The 18809-nt window shown below is 62.0% G+C and carries 19 protein-coding genes; 15 read left to right on the top strand and 4 right to left on the bottom strand.

Translation table 11 applies throughout. The features are described from left to right. Nucleotides 1-65 precede the first annotated feature (65 nt). From AC1ECN_RS27915 to AC1ECN_RS27900, 4 genes are read left to right on the top strand one after another with little or no spacing between them, the layout of a single operon-like run. Nucleotides 66-1316, top strand: coding sequence for a sarcosine oxidase subunit beta family protein (locus AC1ECN_RS27915; RefSeq protein WP_130673935.1), 1251 nt, complete (start codon nt 66-68; stop codon nt 1314-1316). A 12-nt stretch (nt 1317-1328) separates the two neighbouring features. Next, nucleotides 1329-1610, top strand: coding sequence for a sarcosine oxidase subunit delta (locus AC1ECN_RS27910; protein ID WP_024321763.1), 282 nt, complete (start codon nt 1329-1331; stop codon nt 1608-1610). After that, a complete protein-coding gene (locus AC1ECN_RS27905) occupies nt 1607-4564 on the top strand; it encodes a sarcosine oxidase subunit alpha family protein (protein WP_477954778.1) in 2958 nt (985 codons plus the stop codon). The genes AC1ECN_RS27910 and AC1ECN_RS27905 overlap by 4 nt, the downstream gene beginning before the upstream one ends. Next, nucleotides 4557-5102 carry a sarcosine oxidase subunit gamma gene (locus AC1ECN_RS27900; protein ID WP_130673933.1) on the top strand — a complete coding sequence of 182 codons (546 nt, stop codon included), beginning with the start codon at nt 4557-4559 and terminating at the stop codon, nt 5100-5102. The genes AC1ECN_RS27905 and AC1ECN_RS27900 overlap by 8 nt, the downstream gene beginning before the upstream one ends. Before the next feature lie 132 nt (nt 5103-5234). Here the strand turns inward: AC1ECN_RS27900 and AC1ECN_RS27895 are convergent, their stop codons facing one another. Both AC1ECN_RS27895 and AC1ECN_RS27890 read right to left on the bottom strand, forming a co-directional pair. Continuing rightward, complete coding sequence (locus AC1ECN_RS27895) at nt 5235-6377, bottom strand: TadA family conjugal transfer-associated ATPase (protein WP_032982691.1); 1143 nt, start codon at nt 6375-6377, stop codon at nt 5235-5237. Continuing rightward, nucleotides 6377-6499: a hypothetical protein gene (locus AC1ECN_RS27890; protein ID WP_260060310.1), complete on the bottom strand. Its 123-nt coding sequence runs from the start codon at nt 6497-6499 to the stop codon at nt 6377-6379. Before AC1ECN_RS27890 ends, AC1ECN_RS27895 begins: the two co-directional genes overlap by 1 nt. Nucleotides 6500-7016: 517 nt before the next feature. On the opposite strand from AC1ECN_RS27890, the gene AC1ECN_RS27885 reads away from it, so the two are divergent. The 11 genes from AC1ECN_RS27885 to AC1ECN_RS27835 are packed head-to-tail and all read left to right on the top strand — an operon-like array spanning nt 7017 to nt 17190. Next, on the top strand, nt 7017-7220 hold the full coding sequence (locus tag AC1ECN_RS27885) for a hypothetical protein (RefSeq protein WP_018246152.1): 204 nt from the start codon (nt 7017-7019) through the stop codon (nt 7218-7220). A gap of 13 nt (nt 7221-7233) precedes the next feature. Continuing rightward, entirely contained in the window at nt 7234-7797 is a 564-nt protein-coding gene (locus AC1ECN_RS27880) for an A24 family peptidase (protein ID WP_130673931.1), read from the top strand. A 5-nt stretch (nt 7798-7802) separates the two neighbouring features. Continuing rightward, nucleotides 7803-8600 carry a TadE/TadG family type IV pilus assembly protein gene (locus AC1ECN_RS27875; protein ID WP_018071654.1) on the top strand — a complete coding sequence of 266 codons (798 nt, stop codon included), beginning with the start codon at nt 7803-7805 and terminating at the stop codon, nt 8598-8600. Continuing rightward, nucleotides 8597-10237 (top strand): TadE/TadG family type IV pilus assembly protein, encoded by a 1641-nt coding sequence (locus tag AC1ECN_RS27870; protein ID WP_130673930.1) that lies wholly within the window; start codon nt 8597-8599, stop codon nt 10235-10237. Before AC1ECN_RS27875 ends, AC1ECN_RS27870 begins: the two co-directional genes overlap by 4 nt. Continuing rightward, the gene (locus AC1ECN_RS27865) at nt 10209-10889 is read left to right on the top strand and encodes a TadE/TadG family type IV pilus assembly protein (RefSeq protein ID WP_018071652.1); all 681 of its coding nucleotides are present in this window, start codon (nt 10209-10211) and stop codon (nt 10887-10889) included. Before AC1ECN_RS27870 ends, AC1ECN_RS27865 begins: the two co-directional genes overlap by 29 nt. 1 nt (nt 10890) lies before the next feature. Beyond that, nucleotides 10891-11805, top strand: coding sequence for a hypothetical protein (locus tag AC1ECN_RS27860; RefSeq protein ID WP_477954774.1), 915 nt, complete (start codon nt 10891-10893; stop codon nt 11803-11805). Then, on the top strand, nt 11802-12758 hold the full coding sequence (gene cpaB, locus AC1ECN_RS27855; RefSeq protein ID WP_130673928.1) for a Flp pilus assembly protein CpaB: 957 nt from the start codon (nt 11802-11804) through the stop codon (nt 12756-12758). The genes AC1ECN_RS27860 and cpaB overlap by 4 nt, the downstream gene beginning before the upstream one ends. A gap of 20 nt (nt 12759-12778) precedes the next feature. Continuing rightward, nucleotides 12779-14533 (top strand): ATPase, T2SS/T4P/T4SS family, encoded by a 1755-nt coding sequence (locus AC1ECN_RS27850; RefSeq protein WP_477954772.1) that lies wholly within the window; start codon nt 12779-12781, stop codon nt 14531-14533. 10 nt (nt 14534-14543) lie between these two features. Next, entirely contained in the window at nt 14544-15407 is an 864-nt protein-coding gene (locus AC1ECN_RS27845) for a type II secretion system F family protein (RefSeq protein WP_130673927.1), read from the top strand. After that, nucleotides 15407-16309 (top strand): type II secretion system F family protein, encoded by a 903-nt coding sequence (locus AC1ECN_RS27840; protein ID WP_018071647.1) that lies wholly within the window; start codon nt 15407-15409, stop codon nt 16307-16309. Before AC1ECN_RS27845 ends, AC1ECN_RS27840 begins: the two co-directional genes overlap by 1 nt. Nucleotides 16310-16311: 2 nt before the next feature. Next, a complete protein-coding gene (locus AC1ECN_RS27835; RefSeq protein WP_130673926.1) occupies nt 16312-17190 on the top strand; it encodes an FHA domain-containing protein in 879 nt (292 codons plus the stop codon). A gap of 70 nt (nt 17191-17260) precedes the next feature. On the opposite strand, the gene AC1ECN_RS27830 is transcribed toward AC1ECN_RS27835, so the two are convergent. Then, on the bottom strand, nt 17261-17551 hold the full coding sequence (locus AC1ECN_RS27830; RefSeq protein ID WP_130673925.1) for a hypothetical protein: 291 nt from the start codon (nt 17549-17551) through the stop codon (nt 17261-17263). Nucleotides 17552-17579: 28 nt separating this feature from the next. Then, a complete protein-coding gene (locus AC1ECN_RS27825; protein ID WP_477954769.1) occupies nt 17580-18671 on the bottom strand; it encodes an acyltransferase family protein in 1092 nt (363 codons plus the stop codon). Between the last annotated feature and the right edge of the window lie 138 nt (nt 18672-18809).

Here is an 18809-nt window from a genome sequence, read left to right as displayed (position 1 = left end):
GTCCCTATCGTGCAAGTCTGTCCGCTTCTTTCTGGCATCATGCAGCTGTTCATTCTGGGTGACCCATGCGCTATTCCGCTCTTTCGATTTTCCTGAACGGCCTTCGCGGTAACAAAAGCTGGTCGCCTGCCTGGCGCGACCCGGCGCCGAAGCCGCATTACGACGTCATCATCGTCGGTGGCGGCGGCCATGGTCTTGCCACCGCTTATTATCTTGCCAAGGAATTCGGCGTCACCAATGTCGCCGTCCTCGAAAAGGGCTACCTCGGCTCCGGCAATATCGGCAGGAACACGACGATCATCCGCTCGAACTACCTGTTGCCGGGCAATAATCCCTTCTACGAGTTGTCGATGAAGCTGTGGGAAGGGTTGGAGCAGGACTTCAACTTCAACGCYATGGTCTCGCAGCGCGGCGTGCTCAACCTCTTCCATTCCGACGCGCAGCGCGACGCCTATACGCGCCGCGGCAACGCCATGCGGCTGCACGGCGTCGACGCCGAGCTTCTCGACCGCCAGGCGGTGCGCAAGAAATTGCCCTTCCTCGATTTCGACAATGCCCGTTTCCCTGTGATGGGCGGCCTGTTCCACCCGCGCGGCGGCACGGTGCGTCACGATGCGGTCGCCTGGGGTTATGCGCGCGGCGCCGATCAACGCGGCGTCGACATCATCACCCAGTGCGAGGTGACCGGCATCCGCCGCGAAAATGGCCAGGTGACCGGCGTCGAGACCAGCAAGGGCTTCATCGGTTGCGGCAAGCTGGCGCTTGCGGCCGCCGGCAATTCCACCGTCGTTGCCGATATGGCCGGCCTTCGCCTGCCGATCGAAAGCCATGTGCTGCAGGCCTTTGTTTCAGAGGGGCTGAAGCCGTTCATCGACACGGTCGTCACCTTCGGCGCCGGGCATTTCTACGTGTCCCAGTCGGACAAGGGCGGCCTGGTCTTCGGTGGCGATATCGACGGCTATAATTCCTATGCCCAGCGCGGCAATCTCGCATCGGTCGAACATGTCGCCGAAGCCGGGCTGGCGATGATCCCTTCCTTGTCGCGCGTGCGCTATCTGCGCTCCTGGGGTGGCGTCATGGATATGAGCATGGACGGCTCGCCGATCATCGACCGCACCCATATCGACAATCTCTATCTCAACACCGGCTGGTGTTACGGCGGCTTCAAGGCCACGCCCGCCTCCGGCTTCTGCTATGCCCATCTGATTGCCCGCAATGCGCCGCATCAGACCGCCCGCGCCTTCCGGCTCGACCGCTTCGCGCGCGGCTACCCGATCGACGAAAAGGGCGTCGGCGCCCAGCCCAATCTGCACTGAGGACATTTGACGATGGCAAGCCTGATTTCCTGTCCTCATTGCGGCGCCCGACCGAAGGAGGAATTTTCGATCCGCGGCGATGCGGGCTTTATCAGACCGGCGCCGGATGCCGGTGCGGAGGCGTGGTTCGATTATGTCTATCTGCGTGACAATCCGCGCGGCCGGCACAGCGAATACTGGCACCACTCTTCCGGATGCCGCCGCTGGCTGATCGTCGAACGCGATACCGTCACCCATGCGGTCCACGGCGTCAGGGATGCTGCCCTTTCCAAGCTCGGCGGAGAACCGGCATGACGAGCTTCCGTCTTTCCTCCGGCGGCCGCATCGATCGCACCACGTCGCTCGGCTTTACTTTCGACGGMAGGCCCCTTGAAGGCCATCCGGGCGATACGCTTGCCTCGGCGCTGCTTGCCAACGGCGTCCAGCTCGTCGGCCGCAGCTTCAAATATCACCGCCCGCGCGGCATCCTGACGGCGGGGGCCGCCGAACCGAACGCGCTGGTGACGACAGGCAACGGCGGGCGCACCGAACCGAATACGCGCGCGACGATGATCGAGCTTTACCAAGGGCTGACAGCAAAGAGCCAGAACCGCTGGCCTTCGCTCGGCTTCGATGTCGGCGCGGTCAACGGGCTGCTGTCGCCCTTCCTCAGCGCCGGCTTCTACTACAAGACCTTCATGTGGCCGGCGGCGCTTTGGGAAAAACTCTACGAGCCGGTGATCCGCAAGGCGGCAGGCCTCGGCAGGGCCTCCTACGAGGCCGATCCCGATAGCTACGAGAAATGCTGGGCGCATTGCGATCTGCTGGTGATCGGCGCGGGCCCTGCCGGTCTTGCCGCAGCGCTGACCGCCGGCCGCGCCGGTGCGCGCGTCATCCTCGCCGACGAGGGACCCGAACTGGGCGGCAGCCTGCTTTCCGACAGCGGTTCTATTGACGGCAAGCCGGCAGACGCGCTTCTCGGTGAGCTGCTTGCCGAACTGGAGGGTCTTCCGAATGTGCGGCGTCTGCCGCGCATGACGGTGTTCGGCTGGTACGACGACAATGTCTTCGGCGCGGTCGAACGGGTGCAGAAGCATGTGGCGATGCCCGATCCGGAACGCCCGGTCGAACGATTGTGGCGCATCGTCGCCCGCCAGGCGATCCTTGCGACCGGCGCCGAGGAGCGGCCACTCGTCTTCGGCGGCAACGATATTCCCGGTGTGATGATGGCGGGCGCCATGCGCAGCTATCTCAACCGGCAGGCGGTCGCACCTGGCAGAAGCACGGTCATCTTCACCACTAACGACACCGGATACCGCACCGCAGCCGATCTTGAAACAGCCGGCCTCGCGGTCGCGGCGATCGTCGACAGCCGCGGGGATGCGGCCGCGAGTTGGCAGGGCCGCGCCGAGGTGCTGAAGGGCGCCAGGGTTATCGATGCGTTTGGTGGCAAGCGCCTGCGCGGCGTCAGCGTCGAGGCAGCAACCGGCACCCGTCGGATCGAAGCCGATGCGCTTGCCATGTCGGGCGGCTGGAGCCCGATCATTCATCTTGCCTGCCATCGCGGTGCAAAACCGCAATGGTCGGACGAGGCATCGGCGTTTCTGGCGCCTGCTCAGCAGGAAGGTCTGACCGTTGCCGGCTCGGCCGCCGGCCTTGCGCAAACGGCGACCTGCCTCGGCGATGGCGCCGCAAAGGCAGCTGCCGCGTTGAAGACGATCGGCTTCGCGGCGGCGGAACCGGCCTTTACTATGGCCTCCGAGGCGGCTGCACAGGCAAAGCCGCTCTGGTCGGTCAAAGGCTCGAAGGGCAAGGCTTTCGTCGATTACCAGAACGACGTGCATCTCAAGGATTTGGGCCTCGCCGTCCGCGAAGGCTACGGCCATGTCGAGCTCGCCAAGCGTTACACCACATCAGGCATGGCGACCGACCAGGGCAAGCTTTCCAACATCAACGCCATCGGCATCCTTGCCGAGGCGCGCGGCGTGTCGCCCGCCGAAGTGGGAACGACGACCTTTCGGCCCTTCTACACGCCGGTTTCCTTCGGCGCCTTGACCGGGACATCGCGCGGCAAACATTTCCAGCCGGCGCGCAAATCGCCGCTGCATGGCTGGGCCGAGAAGAACGGCGCGGTCTTCGTCGAAACCGGCCTCTGGTACCGGTCCTCCTGGTTTCCGCGTGCCGGCGAGACGACGTGGCGCGAAAGCGTCGACCGCGAGGTGCTGAACATCCGGAAAAATGCCGGCCTCTGCGACGTCTCGACCCTCGGCAAGATCGAGATCTTCGGGAAGGATGCCGCGACCTTCCTCGACCGCATCTATTGCAACGGCTTCGCCAAACTTGCTCTGGGCAAGGCGCGTTACGGCATCATGCTGCGCGAGGACGGCTTCATCTATGATGACGGCACCACCAGCCGGTTCAGTGACGAGCATTTCTTCATGACGACGACGACCGCACTTGCCGCCGGCGTGCTCACCCATCTCGAATTCTGCGCCCAGACGCTCTGGCCGGACCTCGACGTCTGCTTTGCCTCCTCGACCGATCAATGGGCGCAGATGGCCGTTGCCGGGCCGAAGTCGCGCGCCATTCTTCAGGAGATCGTCGACGAAGACTTGTCGGATGCGGCCTTCCCCTTCATGAGCGCCCGCAAGGTCTCCCTCTTCGGCGGCCGCCTCGAAGGCCGGCTCTTCCGGATCTCCTTCTCCGGCGAACTCGCCTACGAGCTTGCAGTACCGGCCGGCTACGGCGAAGGTGTCGCCGATGCGATCATGGCGGCGGGCGAGAAACATGGCATCTGCGCCTATGGCGCCGAAGCGCTCGGCGTCATGCGCATCGAAAAGGGTCATGTCACCCATGCTGAGATCAACGGCACGGTAACGCCCGGCGATCTCGGCTTCGGCCGCATGGTTTCATCCACCAAGCCGGATTTCATCGGCAAGGCAATGCTGGCGCGCGAAGGCTTGCAGGATCCCGAGCGGCCGCGCCTCGTCGGCGTCAAGCCGCTCGATCCGGCAAGCGGTTTCCGCACCGGCTCGCATATTCTTGCCGACGGCGTTGCGGCGACGCTCGAAAACGACCAGGGCTATGTGACATCAAGCGCCTTTTCGCCGGGGCTCGGCCATACGATCGGCCTGGCGCTCGTCAGGCGTGGGCCGGAGCGCATCGGTGAAAAGGTGACGGTCTGGAACGGCCTGCGCAACGAATTCACCGATGCGGTGCTCTGCCATCCCGTCTTCATCGATCCTGAAAACGAGAAGCTCCATGCCTGATCTTCCGCAGCACAAACCGGTTCTGGCCGGCACGGCATATAACAGCATCTCAGAGGCAGGCATCCGGCTGGAAGCCTTGCCGGAGGGCCATCTCCTGCATGTGCTCGGCGCAATCGAGCCAACCGCGCTCGCCGCGGAATTGGTGAAAGCAGGCTTTGCGAAAACTTCGATCCGCCAGGCGGGCTTCCGGCAATGGTTCGTCGCCGGCGACGAGCCGCTAGTTCCCGCCAGCCTCGATGCTCTTTTGGCAGCGCTTGCGGGCAAGGCCTTCGTCATGGACCAGAGCCACGGGCGCGTGCGTATCAGCGTTTCCGGCCGTTCTTCGCGGGCGCTTCTCTCAAGGGGGACCGCCGTCGATCTCGATCCTTCCGTCTTTCCGGACGGCCATTCGGCCATGACGATGGTCGGCCATCTCTCGGTGCAGATCGTCCGCACCGGCAATGACAGCTTCGAGCTTACGGTTCTGCGCAGTTTTGCCGAAAGCCTTTGGGACGATCTCACCCATATGGCGGCGAGCGCTGAAAAGGATAGCGTCTGACAGAGCATGATGCCGAAAAGTGTGAGCGGTTTTCGGATGACATCATGCTCTAACTATAGAATGTAGACCAGGAAGATTTTGGGCCGGCCCGGCCTAAAATCTTCCTGTTCTAGAGGCAGGTTTCGATCGTTTTTAAGCTGTATGCAGCGCGGCGGCACCGACCCATTCGGGGCGCTCCGCGCCTTGCAGCTCTTCCACCGCATCGGCGGCAAAGCTCGGCACGACACCGGTCCAAAGCAGTGCGCCGTCGGGATTGGAATGACCGTCGCCCTCGAGCTTGTAGATGCTTTCGACGATATACTGGCCGTCATTGTTCAGGCCCTTGATCTCGGAAATCTCGATCACCCGGCGCCGGCCGGTGCGCTTGAAGCGGGCGATCTGCACGACGACGTCGACTGCCGAGGCGATCTGGGCGCGCAGCGGCCGAAGCGGCATGTCGATATCAGACATCAGCGCCAGCGTTTCCAGCCGGTGCAGGGAGTCATAGGGGGTGTTCGCGTGCACCGTCGAAAGGCTGCCGCTGTGGCCTGATGTCATCGCCTGGATCATATCGAGCGCCTCGCCGCCGCGGCACTCGCCGACGATGATCCGGTCGGGCCGCATGCGCAGCGACGAGCGGAACAGGTCGCGGATGCTGGCGCCACCGCGACCGAAACGGTCGGGCTTGGTCACTTCGAGATAGACCACGTGTTCCTTGCGGATCTGCAGTTCGGACGTGTCCTCGATGACGATGACGCGCTCGTGGTCGGCAAAGGCTTCCGACAGCGCGTTCAGCATCGTCGTCTTGCCGGTGCCGGTGCCGCCGGAGATGATGACATTCTTCTGCAGCCCGACGGCCGCCTGCAGCAGCGACAGCGATTCCTCCGTCAGGCTGCCCTGGGTGACGAGGTCGCGGATGCTGCGATGTTCTTTCAGGAAGCGGCGAATGGAGATGCAGAGCCCGGTGCGGGCGGCCGGCGGCTGGATCATCTGCACGCGCGAACCATCCGGCAGACGGGCCTCGATGCTCGGCTCCTCGGGCGTCAGCCGCTTGCCTGAGAACTGCGCGATGCTGCGCGCGGCCGATTCCAGGTCCTCGCGACTGGCAAAACGCGTATCGGCGCGTTCGAGCTTGCCTCGCCTTTCGACGAAGATGTCGGATGTCCCGTTGATCAGGATTTCGGACACGCTCGGATCGTCGAGGAGAAAACGGATCGGCCCGAGCAGTTTGTCCAGCGCCCGGGTCAGGACCTGGAAGGTTGCCTGTTCGGCAGCGTCGTCGGAAACGGCCTTCATCAGAGCGGCATCCCGACCAGGACGGTGCTCATGCCGAACAGTGTCGCCATCATCTGAACCGCGGTCGGAAAGAACATCATCAGTGGAATAAGGACCAATCCAAGTATCAAGATGCTGCTCATCGTTTCCATCGTTCTCTCTCCGGATCGACTGGCGGGCGATACCCACCATTTGACGAAACCTTAATCCAGATCGCCAAACAACRCCATGGCCGGGCCTCGCGCAGGCAGTCATTATGATCGCCACACGCCGTTTCTTCTATCGCGTTGAAAGAATTGACCAATTATGGAGCAGTAGACGAGGCCTTGCCAGGTTGACAAAAACTTCGGCCATTCAGCTAAAATCTTAGTCTGTTCAAGAGGTTAGTTGAAAAAATATGACGTCAACTGCGATTGTGCCGGCGACGCCTCCAAGACAATTGGAACCCTTCGTTTCGTTTGCTTGACGGAGGGCTGGCCTTGGGCGCACTCTTGGGTCTTAATGGTGTTGTTCAACAAACGTTGGCAGCCGGGGAAGATAAGCTGAAGCAGAAAATATCATTGGATCGAGCAACATGCTCATTCAGATCGATAGCGTATGCTTGGTTCATCTTCACCAGGGCTTCGAACCGAAACAAACCTGGGAATGAGGAGTAATCACATGTTTGGTAAACTCAAGACTCTCGCAATTGCACTTCACAAGGACGAGCGCGGCGACATGGCCCAGATCGTCCTGGCCGTCGCCCTGATCGTCATTCCGCTGATGCTGCTTCTGCTCGCATTCGGCAAGCAGATCGGCGAATGGTTCAACGAAAAGAACACGGCGCTCTCGGATGCCGAGAGAATTCCTGAGCCGGGTCAATAAGCGGGTCGGGATCATGGATACGACCTATGATCTGACCCTGATGCCTGCAGCGGCGGCTCTTGCCGTCGCCTGCACCATGACCGCGGCGGTGCTCGACCATCGCCACGGTCATATCCCGAACGCCGTCACCTATCCCTGCCTGCTTAGCGGGTTCATGTTGGCGGCAGTCAGCGGCGGTCTCGCAGGAATAGGGCTTGCCTTCGCCGGCCTCCTTGCAGCCGGCCTGATCTTTTTCATCGCCTTCGCAGCCGGGAGCTGCGGCGGCGGCGACGTCAAGCTGATGGCGGCGCTCGGCGCCATTCTTGGCCTCTGGCCCGCCATCGACGTCACTCTTGCATCGCTCATGGTCGGCGGCGTGATCGCCGTTTTCTCCATGGCGCGGCGTGTTCGGTGGAGCGTGCTGGCCCGAACGGTCGGACTGTTTGCGCTTCTCCTGCCCGCCGGTTTCCGCGACGCCGCTTCGGTGCTGAAGCCGCGCGAGACACATCATACCGTGCGCTTCGGCGTTGCCGCTGCTCTCGGACTTCTCTGGTGCCTTTTCATGCCTGATTTCACCCCTCTTTCACTCGTGAGGTAACGGCAATGCGCGCGGAACTCGAACGCCCCATCTTCGACGGTGCCTTCTGGAGTTCGATCCTGCACTCACGGACCTTCTGGTTCCCTGAGGATCACGGCGCGCTCCTCGGTACCTTTGCGATCGCCATGATGCTGCTTGCCTCGATGCTGCTGCTGCCGCGGCTTTCCGCCCGCCGGCGCCGGATATCGGAGCTGCACGGCGATACCTCCGGCAGCACGACGATGATGGATTTCGTACTTGTCACGCCGGTCTTCGTCTTCTTCATGTTCGTGGTCTTCCAGTTCACGATCCTGGCCAAGAACCACCTCTTCACCCACTATGCAGCCTATGCGGCGGCCCGCAGCGCCCGCGTCTATTTCTGCCCGGCTTTTCCGATCACGCTGCGAAGCATCATCGACGTGAAGACCTGCGATGACGATGCTGCCGCCGGCAAGGCCGATCTTGCCGCCCGCCTGGCGCTGATCCCGGCCGCACCCTACGACCAGCTGAAATGCGTCGGCGCCTGCCAGCCGCCGGAAGATGCGCTGAAAAGCCTTGCCGACGCTTCCGGCCTTTCGAAGAACTGGCGGGCGATGCGCAACCAGGCCCGCTACATGTTCGATCCGCAGAACGTTACCGTGACCGTCGATCGCGCGCCGATGGCAATCTATGCCGCCATCAACCGTTCGCCGCATGTGCCTGTCACCGCCAAGGTGGAAGCCCGCTTCCTGCTGCTCGAATATGCCGGCTGGGTCTTTGCCCGCGGCCAGAGGAAGGACGGCCGCTACTACACGATCTCGACGGCGGAGGTGAACCTGCTATGACACCGACCCTCATTAAGCGCCTGCACCGCGACGAACGCGGCTTCCTGTCGCCGATCATTCTCTACATGACGATCGCGCTCGCCCTGATGATCGTCTGGATCCTGAATACGGGACAGATGATCTACGACAAGCAGCGCACGCAGGATACGGCCGATGCCGCAGCACTCGTCCATGCCGACTGGGAAGCGCGCTATCTCAACATCATGGCGATGAACAATGTTGCCTCGTCGCAGGCAACCGTCGTCATGGCGACGTCGGTCGCCTTCCAGCTGACGACGGCCGAACTCGCCCTGCGCTCGGGCGTCATTCTGGCGAAACTCGCCGAATATTCTTTCACGGAAGGCTTCGGCCCGGCGTCGCTCGTGCCGCCGATGCCGCCGATGCCCTATTGCCCGGGCTGGCAGAAGATTCCGATCGTCGGCGGCATCATCTACGGTGCTTGCCTGGCGTTCCAGGGAGTCCGGGCGATAGGAGCCACCAAGGCGCTTGCATATACGGTAAAAGCACAGATCGATTACGATCCCTGGGGCCTCATCGTGAAGTCCAGCGACATCATCGACGCCATGAATGATCTCAACGACTACCTCGTCGAGAGCTTTCCGCAGCGGGTCGGCAATGAAGCCTTGCATCTGGTGCTCCTGAACAAGTCGGACCATGTCGTCTTCCACCCGCCGTGCGAATCCTGCGACGACGCCGGAGAAGGTGCGGGCGGTAACCTGCCGGTCGATCGTGACGGCGTCAATCCCGCTGCGGCCTATGCTGAAATGTGCCTGGCGATGAGCAATGGCACGCAAGGGCAGGACCCGTTTCTCATGCGCGGCGAGTTTGCCAATCGCGGCTTCCCCAACGGCAAGGGTCCGTTGACCGCAGGCGGCGTCGACGGCAGCCATATCCGCGACTGGGTCAACCACGAGAGCGGCATCGACGATGCTTTAGTGGACTTCTACATCTTTTATGAAGCCTTCGGCCCGGCCTATTTGAGCAAGGTTCCGTTCAAGGCGATCATCGAGCAATTTGGCGATCTCAGCTGGTGGCAGGAACTGGTCCTCGATGGCAGCTTCTTTGTCGCCGAGGAATTCTTCGGCATCGAGTTCGGCGTCGTGAACCCCTTCCAGCTGCCGATCGACGTGCCGCCGCGCTATTCCGACAAGCAGACAAAAGACGAGAACGATTTCACCCGCAAGTTCGACATGATCTGGAACCAGGTCTGCGGCCCAGCCGGTGGCGCGATTTCCGTGGCGGGTGCTCCCCTGCCCGTCATCTCCTTCCCGAAGCCTTACTGGCTGAAAGGACGCATACCGTTTAACTTCACGCCCTTCGGCGGCGAGCAGCTCGACGACTACCAGACGCTGGCGATCGTTTCGCGGGCCCCGCGCGCCAGGCTGCAGATCCGCATCTTCAAGGACAAGACACCCTCCGCCTATGCGCTCGCGCAGAGCTGGGTCCACAATTACACGGCCTTCGACCTCTACACCCAGGATTGGCTGGCATCGCTTGCGCCCGCCACGCTTGCCGACGATATCGGCGAGGTTTCCAACACCATCAAGCAGAGCCCGGCGGCCGACAGTTTTACCGGCTTGACCCGCGTCTTCGACCGAGGAGGAGCCAATGCCTGGGCTGCCGTCAACACACACTGAGCCTATGGGCGGTCCTCCAGGCCGCGGGCTGCTGATGCGGCTGCACCGCGACAGGCGCGGTCTTGCCTCGATCGAATTCGTCCTCGCCGCGCCTGTTATCTTGCTGATCGTGATTTTCGTCATCCACGCGAACAAGATTTCCACCAAGAAGGTCGGAACCATGCTTGCGATGCGCAACGCCGCCTTCGCCGAGGCAAATGGGCTGGACTGCACGTCGGATTTCTCGAATGTCTTCCCGATCCCGGCTCTCCCGGCACTGCCCGGGGGCGACGCCATCAACTGCTCGCGCACACCATCGCATGAAGGCGATGGCGACCCCCAGCGCACCTTTGTCTGGGACGATGTTCAAAATACCTTGAAGAGCGACGGCCGCGACTTCGGCGACATGGTCGGCGACCTCGCCAATGAGAAGCCGCAGCTCGTCACCGCGACAGCCGATCGCGTCTACAAGTTCAGGGATTCCGACGATCTCGATACGATCAGGAGCCTCCGCTGGAAGGATGCGTTCACGGTTGATGATTCGACGCTGTTTGCCTCGCACAACAATGACACCACGAGCCACGGCTACGATCCGACGCTGCGCCGGGAAATTCGCGATGTCGCCGACGATTCCGGCGATCTCTTCGACGGCGTCTTCCCGGGAGCGAAATAAGATGAGACAAGGGCCCCGCATCTCTGTTCATCTCGCCGGTTTGGCGCTCGCCATCGGGCTTGCCGCCGCCATGGCCACACCGGGCCGCGCCGAGATCTACAAGGACTTGAGAGTGACGCTGAATTCGATGCTGGCCGGTATCGTCGGCGCGCCGGAACGGGCGCCGCGCGATCTCGTCATCAACGGCCAACCGCTTGAATTCACGCCCTATCAGAGCGATCGCAGCATTTCCGATATCACCGACGAATGGCTGCGGGTGCTGGCCGTCAATACCCGCCCTGCGCTGCCGAAAAGCAACGACAGGCAAGAGCTGACTACCGTCATTGCCGCCAACATGCTGATCGTGCCAAAGACCAGCCGCATCCGCGACGATCTTGCCGTGGTGGTGCGGTTCTTCGACGGCGACGGCGAGGCAGCCCTCGACTATCTCAGACGCCAGGACCCGACCAATCCTTCCGCGAGAGCGCCGATTCCCGGCGTCTCGATCATGATCCGTCGTCCCGCCGATGCGCCGATGACCGAAGTGCTGATGAGCCGCTTTGACGATGTTGCTTCGACGCTTCCGGCCTTCGCGGCTGCGGCCGATGTCAGCAAGCTGCCGATGTCGCTGCGTCCGCCGGCCGGTGTCGAGGTGCTGAGCGATATCGGCGATCGCGACAAGGGCCACACCTCGCGCACGGTCGTGTCGAAAGGCACCCTGTCGGCCACGCGCTGGTCGGATCAGCGCGCCGATCTGCTTGTCCGCGATGGCTTCACCATCGAGACACCGCCAGCGCAGCACGGCCGGGTCATAGCACTTTATGGCCGCCGCGGCACCGTCGAGGCCAATGTCTTGTACACCCGCAGTAAAACCGACGGCCGGACCGTCGAAGTCATTCAAATCAGGCAACCCTTCGTCGAAGGAATAACACCATGAACTGGAAGCTCATCGCGGCCGTCATCGTCGGGCTCATCACCGGCGTTCTGCTCTACTTCTGGACCGAGAGCGTCAAGAACGAGCAGGTGGCCTATGCCTTCATGCGGCTCCAGCCCGACAGGAAGGTGACGCGAGGTCAGGCGATCACGCCCGACATGCTCGCCGAACCGGTGATGCTGCCGGAAAGCTTCGGGGCGCTCGCCAAGCTCGCGGTTCCCGCGGCCAGCGCCTATCAGGAATGGCTGAAGGACAGGACGGCCGCGAGCGACATTCCGGCCGGCTCGGTGCTGCTCTTCCAGTATTTCGACGATACCGATGGCGGGCGCCTGACGACGATGATCGCACCCGGCAAGCGGGCACTGACCCTTCCTGTCAACGCCGCCTCGGCTGTCGGCCATTTCGTCGAGCCGGGCAGCCATGTCGATATCCTCGGCACGGTCGACGAACCGGTCGAGCCCGTGGCGCCGGCCGCAGCAGCCCAGCCGGGAGCCCCTGGCCAGCCCGCTGCCGTGCCAGGTCAGCCTGCCGTCCCGGGCCAGGCGCCGGCCGCAGCCGGACAGCCGCAGGCTCCAGCCCAGCCGCAGTCGCCGGTCGAGCAGATGCTGAAGAACTATCTCACCCAGTATCCAGGCGCCGACGAGAACGATGTCAACGCCTACCGCAAACAGGCGCAAGACTATAAACTCGGCATCAGCTCGCGCACCCGCGTTGTCACTCGTACCTTCCTGCAGAATGTCAAAGTGCTGGCCGTCGGCGCGGCGACGACGGCGGAGGGTGCAGTTACCAAGGCCAACAGCACCTACAACAATGTGACCGTCGAAGTGACACCGTCGGAAGCTGAGATGCTGATTTTTGCCATGGGCCAGTCGAACGGCAGTCTGAACCTGGTGCTGCGCAATCCGGCCGACAATACCGTCGAGGACCTGCCAAGCATCAACTGGACGCGCATGTGACCGTCGCGGGGGAATGAGCCATGCTGTTGAAGATTTCCTATGAGGACGGCAGCGGTCGGGAGGTGATCCCGCTCTCGGCGAACGAGACCTATTTCGTTGGCGAAAGCAGCACGCTGACGCTCCCCGCCGGCGCGGGCGTCGTGCGGCTGCGCGGCAGCCACGTCTCGTCGCCGCAATTCGTGCTGCGGAAATCGGGCCAGGGGTGGTCGGTGCAGCATCACGGCCGCAACCCGACGCGCGTCGACGATCAGCCGCTTCGAGCCGGCACGCCGGTTGCGGTTTCGGCCGGCATGTCGATCTGGGTGCCGAACGTCACGATCGAGCTCGTCGAGCCGGCCGCGGCCCCCGTAGCGGTCACGCAGTTTCCCGATCAGGAACGCGTGCTCGCCCTGCAGATGGAAATTCACGAGCGCCTGCTGAAGGACACGCAGTATGACCGGCTGGTTAAATCCTCCGATTTCGGCCGCGAGGAGACGCGCACCCGTATCCGCGAGCGTCTCGACATGTTCATCAAGGAGGCGCTCGACAGCGCGCCGCAGGATCTCGTCATCCTTGTCATCAAGAACGCCGTCTATCGATGGCTGGCAAAACGCATCGCCCGCACGGGCCGGCGTGACGCCTCGTCGAATGCCGCAAGCCTCGCGCGCGAGGAGCAGGACAATCGCCGCCTCTTCGACGTCGGCAAGGCGCTGATTTCGGCCCTGCAGCTCAAGCTGAACTTCGAATCCACCCGCTCTGACTTCGCCCAGCTCGATACCCGTTTCAGCGCCGCCTTCCAGTCCAGGCAGGCTCTTTTCAACGCCGGCGACCGCTACGAGATCGCCCATATGCACCTGCGCTCCAATATCGAGGAGCTGATGTATCGCTGGGGGACGATCTCCGAGCTGATGGATCTCGACGTCATCTCGGAAATCATGGTGACGCGCTATGACGAGATCTACGTCGAAAAATTCGGCCTGCTGGAGCGGTATCCTTTCGCCTTCGCCAATGAGCGGCAGCTGATGAAGGTGATCGAGCGCATCGCCGTCGATTCCAACCGCTCGATCAACGAGAGCGAGGCGATGGCCGACTTCCGCATGCCGGATGGCTCACGCGTCAACGCCGTCATTCCGCCGCTGGCGGTCAAGGGCGCCTGCCTCACCATCCGCAAGTTCGGCGGCAAGTCGCGGCTCGATATCAGCAAGCTGGTGACCGCCGGTGCGCTCAGCGAGCCGATGCGCGCCTTCCTCGAGGCGGCCGTCCGCTCGCGCAAGAACATCGTCGTCTCAGGTGGCACCGGCTCAGGCAAAACGACGCTCTTGAACAGCCTGTCGCAGTTCATCCCGATCGGCGAGCGCGTCGTTGCCGTCGAGGACACGTCCGAACTGCAGCTCGACGGGATCCATGTCGTCTATCTGCAATCGCGGCCGAAGACGGCGGAGTCCGAGACCAGCGTCACCATCCGCGACCTCGTGCGCAACGCGCTGCGCATGCGGCCCGACCGCATCATCGTCGGCGAGTGCCGTGGTGCGGAGGCGATCGACATGCTGCAGGCGATGAACACCGGCCACGCCGGCTCTATGACGACGGCACATGCCAATACGCCGCAGGACATGATGACCCGCCTGGAGGTGATGGTGCTGCAGGGGCAGAGCTCTCTGCCCGTGTTCAATCTCGTCGGGCGCGCCGGCGGACAGGCCGTGCATGCCTTCACCGGCTATCTGCCGAGCTTCGTCGCCGAGCTCGTCGAGTTCGGCGAGGACGGCGAGATCGAAAAACTGGACATGTTCGTCTGAGGGGGAAGCGATGAATATCAGCATTCTGCAGATCTTTACGGTCGCCCTCGGCGCAGTGACGGCCGGACTGCTCGTCTGGGGCGCGCCGGTGCGCTGGCCGGCGCCGCTCTTACGCGCAACCGAACGTGACATCGCGCTCGCCAGCGAGGCGGCACAGGTCTTCGGGCGCGATGCCGTTCCGCCCTATACGATGATCCTCGCCTACGGCATCACGGCGATCGTCGTCTTCGTGGTGGTCTCGCTGATTTTCGGGCCGATCTTCGGCTTGGTCATCGCCATCCCGGTCGCCATCTTCCTGCCCAAAGGCGTGATCCGTTATTTTCTGCAGCGGCGTTGGCTGCAGATCGAATCGCAGCTTCCCTACGCCGTCGACCAGATCGTCTCGGCGGTGCGCACCGGCAAGCCGCTCGCCATCGCCGTCAATGCGGTGGCCGATACCGGCCAGATGCCGGCCTCGCGCGAGTTCGAGCGCATCGCCCGCGAACAGAAGCTCGGCATCGGCTTGGTCGAGGCGCTTGACCGCCATGGCCGCAACGTACCGAGCCTGCACTTCAAGATGGTCGATGCGGCCCTCGGTCTCTTTGCCCGCCAGGGCGGCGACATTTCCGAGCCGCTGACGGAAATGTCGAAATCCTTCAAGGAAATCTGGAAGCTCGATCAGAAGATCACGACCTCGTCGTCGCAGGCGCGAATGAATTTCCGCGTCGTCAACGGCGGTGCACTGTTCATGATCCTGATGATCTTCTTCGGCCAGCCGGAACTGATCGACAAGGTGTTCGGCAATGCCATCGGCATCGTCATCGCGATCGTCGGCGCCATACTTTACGCCACCGGTTTCTTCTGGATGCGCTCGATGATGAAGGTGTCGGTCTGATGTCTCAGATACCTCTTGGCCTCATCGCCGTCGTCTTTGCCGGGATCACCGCTGCGCTGTTCGTCTGGTGGATCGGCGACATGCTCGGCAGCATTCAGGTGGTGCGCCGGTCCGCAGGCGGCGATGGTCCGCCGCCGAATATCGTCGACAGCATCGGCATGCGCACGCCGGTCGAATTTGTGCTGACGCATTTCGAGCCGTTCCTGGCCGATTACGGTGCGCAGCTCGAGCAGAAGCTGATCTATGGCGGCCGGCCCTTCGGCGGCGTGACGGGGCGGGAATATATCGCGCTTCTCGTCGTTCTGAGCCTGTTCGGCTTCGTCGTGCTCGGCTTATTGTTCGGCATTGCCAGCGGCAGCGTGATCGGCGGGCTGGTGGCCGGGCTGATCCTCGGCCTGATCCCCGCCATCTATTTCTGGGTCGTCGCCGACGACAAGGCGCAAGACCGCAAGGAACGTATTTCGCGCGAATTTCCCTATTTCCTCGATCTCGTCGTCATGACGCAGCAGGCGCAAGCGACCTTGCCGGAAAGCCTGAGGCTTTATGCCGAGGCCGCACCCGGCACCGTCATGAGCGAGGAAATCGAACAGACGCTGAAGGACGTGGCGCTCGGCACCGGCATGATCGAGGCACTGCAGCGTCTGGAGCGTCGCATGACCGCCGAAGAAGTCATCCGCGTCATCCGCGCCGTGATCCAGGGCGAAGTCGAGGGCAGCAACCGCGTCGAGCTGCTCCGCGAACATGCGCGCGACCTGCGCTTCCGCCGCTGGGAAAAGGCCGACAGGGCCAGTGAAAAGCTGAAGGCCAAGATCGTCATGCCGGCGATGATGATCGTCGTGTCGATCCTGCTTCTGGTGCTGGCGCCTGCAATTGTCGAGATGATGTCGAGTGGGATGTTCTGATCATGGCCTTTCTTTCCTTCTTTCGCGGAAACAAACCAAGCCTTCTGCAGACCGGTCCCGGCGGCCAGAGCCGCAGCCATGTGCTCGACCGGCCGGAAATGTCGATCGGCCGGGCGGCTAATGCCGATATCGTCGTCGATGATCCGTTCCTGGCGCCGATCCATGCGCGCATCGAGCGGCAGAGCGACGGTGGTTTCATCATTCGCCGCATGGGACTGAACCCGATCATGCTGCGCGGCGAAGCGCTGTTGCAGACGGCCTCGCTGAAGGCCGGCGACAGCTTCCGTCTCGGCAAGGACGTCGAATTCCAGTTCGTCGTCAAGGCCGCCGCCAAGGACGCGCCGAAGAAGGAGGCTTCCAAGGTCGGTGACGACAAGCCGAAGAAGTCGCTGCTCAAACAGCCGGCCTTCCTGGCCGGCATGGGGGTCGCCTATCTCGCCATCGTCGGCATCATCGGCTACGTGATCCTGTCCGGCGGCAGCAGCGCGGAAAGTGGCCCGACGGCAGAGCGCATCAATGCGGAAGCTGGCCGCATTCCGACATGCATCAAGAATGCCAGGCGCATGCGCCAGGTCTCCGAGCAAAGTTTCAACGGGGCTGTCGGCGGCCGTGTCGGCAGGGATGGCGAGGCAAGCTATGCCGCCCTTTCGCTTGCAGCCGAACCGGCTGACGACGCCGCGCTGGCAAAGGCCGCCGAGCCGATTGTCGAGGCCTACAAGCGCACGGCCCTTGCCGCCCTTGCCTCGGAAAACCGCGGCAACAATACGCTGGCGCGGAGCCTCTACCAGCAGACCTACGATCTCGTCCCCGACATCAACTGCTCGGCCGCGCGTTTCGCGCTGCAGCGCCGCGCCGCCATGAAGCCGCCCGCCCGCCGCTGATCGACGGTTTGATGGGCATTTGACCGGAAGGAGTGGTTCGAACCTAATGAGACGCTCTCTCGCCAAACAATTAGCCCAGCAATAGAAGGGAGCCGAAGGATAAAGCGCAACCTGTCTGGGCGATGGCGGCTGCCTTACGCAATGAACGAAACTCCTCGGCGACATAGTACCTGTCGAAGCGGCTGCGCTTGCGTGCTTGCCGTTCCCGCCAGCTTTGGCCCTGATCTTCCGGCTTATCTACCAAACAGTCGGTCTCAAAGAGCACCCTGATGATCACCCAGAAAGCAACTGCGAAGCTCACGGCAAATGTGCCGAAGCAGGTAAAAAATATCAACTTCACGACGAGCGGTTGACCGACCATTCTCAGCCCCAGGAAAGCCGACGCAAAGTTATCGAGCTCGACGGGTCCGCGTAGCCATAGTTTTGTCAACGAGACGAGCGGTCACATAAGCGAAACATACGACCGCGCTGAGAAACACTGAGAATGCGAGTGGGTTATTCAATCCAATCGACGCCGCAACCGGCTTGAACACACCGATCGCACCTCGATGTAGGATGTAGATTGGGTAGGAGATATACCCAATCCATGTCGCCAAAGCCTCTGCTTTTGCAGGCATCTCCAAAAAGAGGCCAAGAGTCACGATGAGCGGCGCCAAGGCCATCGCGAACATCAAGTCGTAGTACGGCCGCAGCACGGCAGGAACCGGCGCCGCAATGCAAATCATCAGAAGAAGGCATGGCACAATGGCGGCCCAGCCCTTCCTCCAAGCGGRAATGCCGCCGAATAGCCGGCTTATCACGACCCCTGCAGTAAATGAAAACATCACCCTTGGCAGGCCACCTACCGCGGAGGGCCACTCCCAGCCAATATTCAACATGCCGTATTTAAGACCGACAAAAACCAAACATGCAGCCGAGACCAATGCAACTCCGCAGAGGGCTCGGATAGAGAGCCGAAAAAGCCACAGGGCGAAGACTATATTCACCAACAGTTCCCAGAACATCGACCACGCTGGACCGTTGATTGGAAACATTCCTTGCATCGGGTTCGATTGAAGGAAATACATTGGGCTGGGCAGAAAGAACGTGTTCGCAGTCGTCGACGCCAGCAGGTCGATAACACTTTGATCTCTCAGCCCCCAGCTTGTTAACAGAATGATCTGTATGAGGCCGACCAGAATTCCGATCAAATAGAGCGGATAAAGACGCTTGATGCGGGCCGCCATAAACGACTGGAACAGCAGACCGCGAGCGAGCCGTTTTCCGTAAATATCTGCGATAATAAATCCGCTGAGAACGAAGAAAAAATCGACTGCCAGATAGGCTGAAGGCGCATAGCTCTCCCGGAAATGTGTAGCGACAACACAAATAGCGGCAAATCCGCGCATTGCATCGAGCGTATAGTAACGGTTGCGGTCGGCAACCGAGACTCCTACATCGTCCATCGCCGGTGGCGAATAACCGCGGTCGAGGCTAGTCATCTTATGGATTATCCTATTACGCGTTTGCGTCTGAGAGGCGTTCGGATGCGGTGGATGAGAACATCACCGAAGCGACGTTCTCATAATTTCAGATGACGGCTTGAGCACCAGATCCTTCAAATCGCAACACAGGTCTAT

The organism is Rhizobium sp. 01N447_2 (assembly GCF_056399245.1).
The sequence above is the reverse complement of the archived record's forward strand: the minus strand, read 5'-3'. Positions and strand labels throughout refer to the sequence as shown.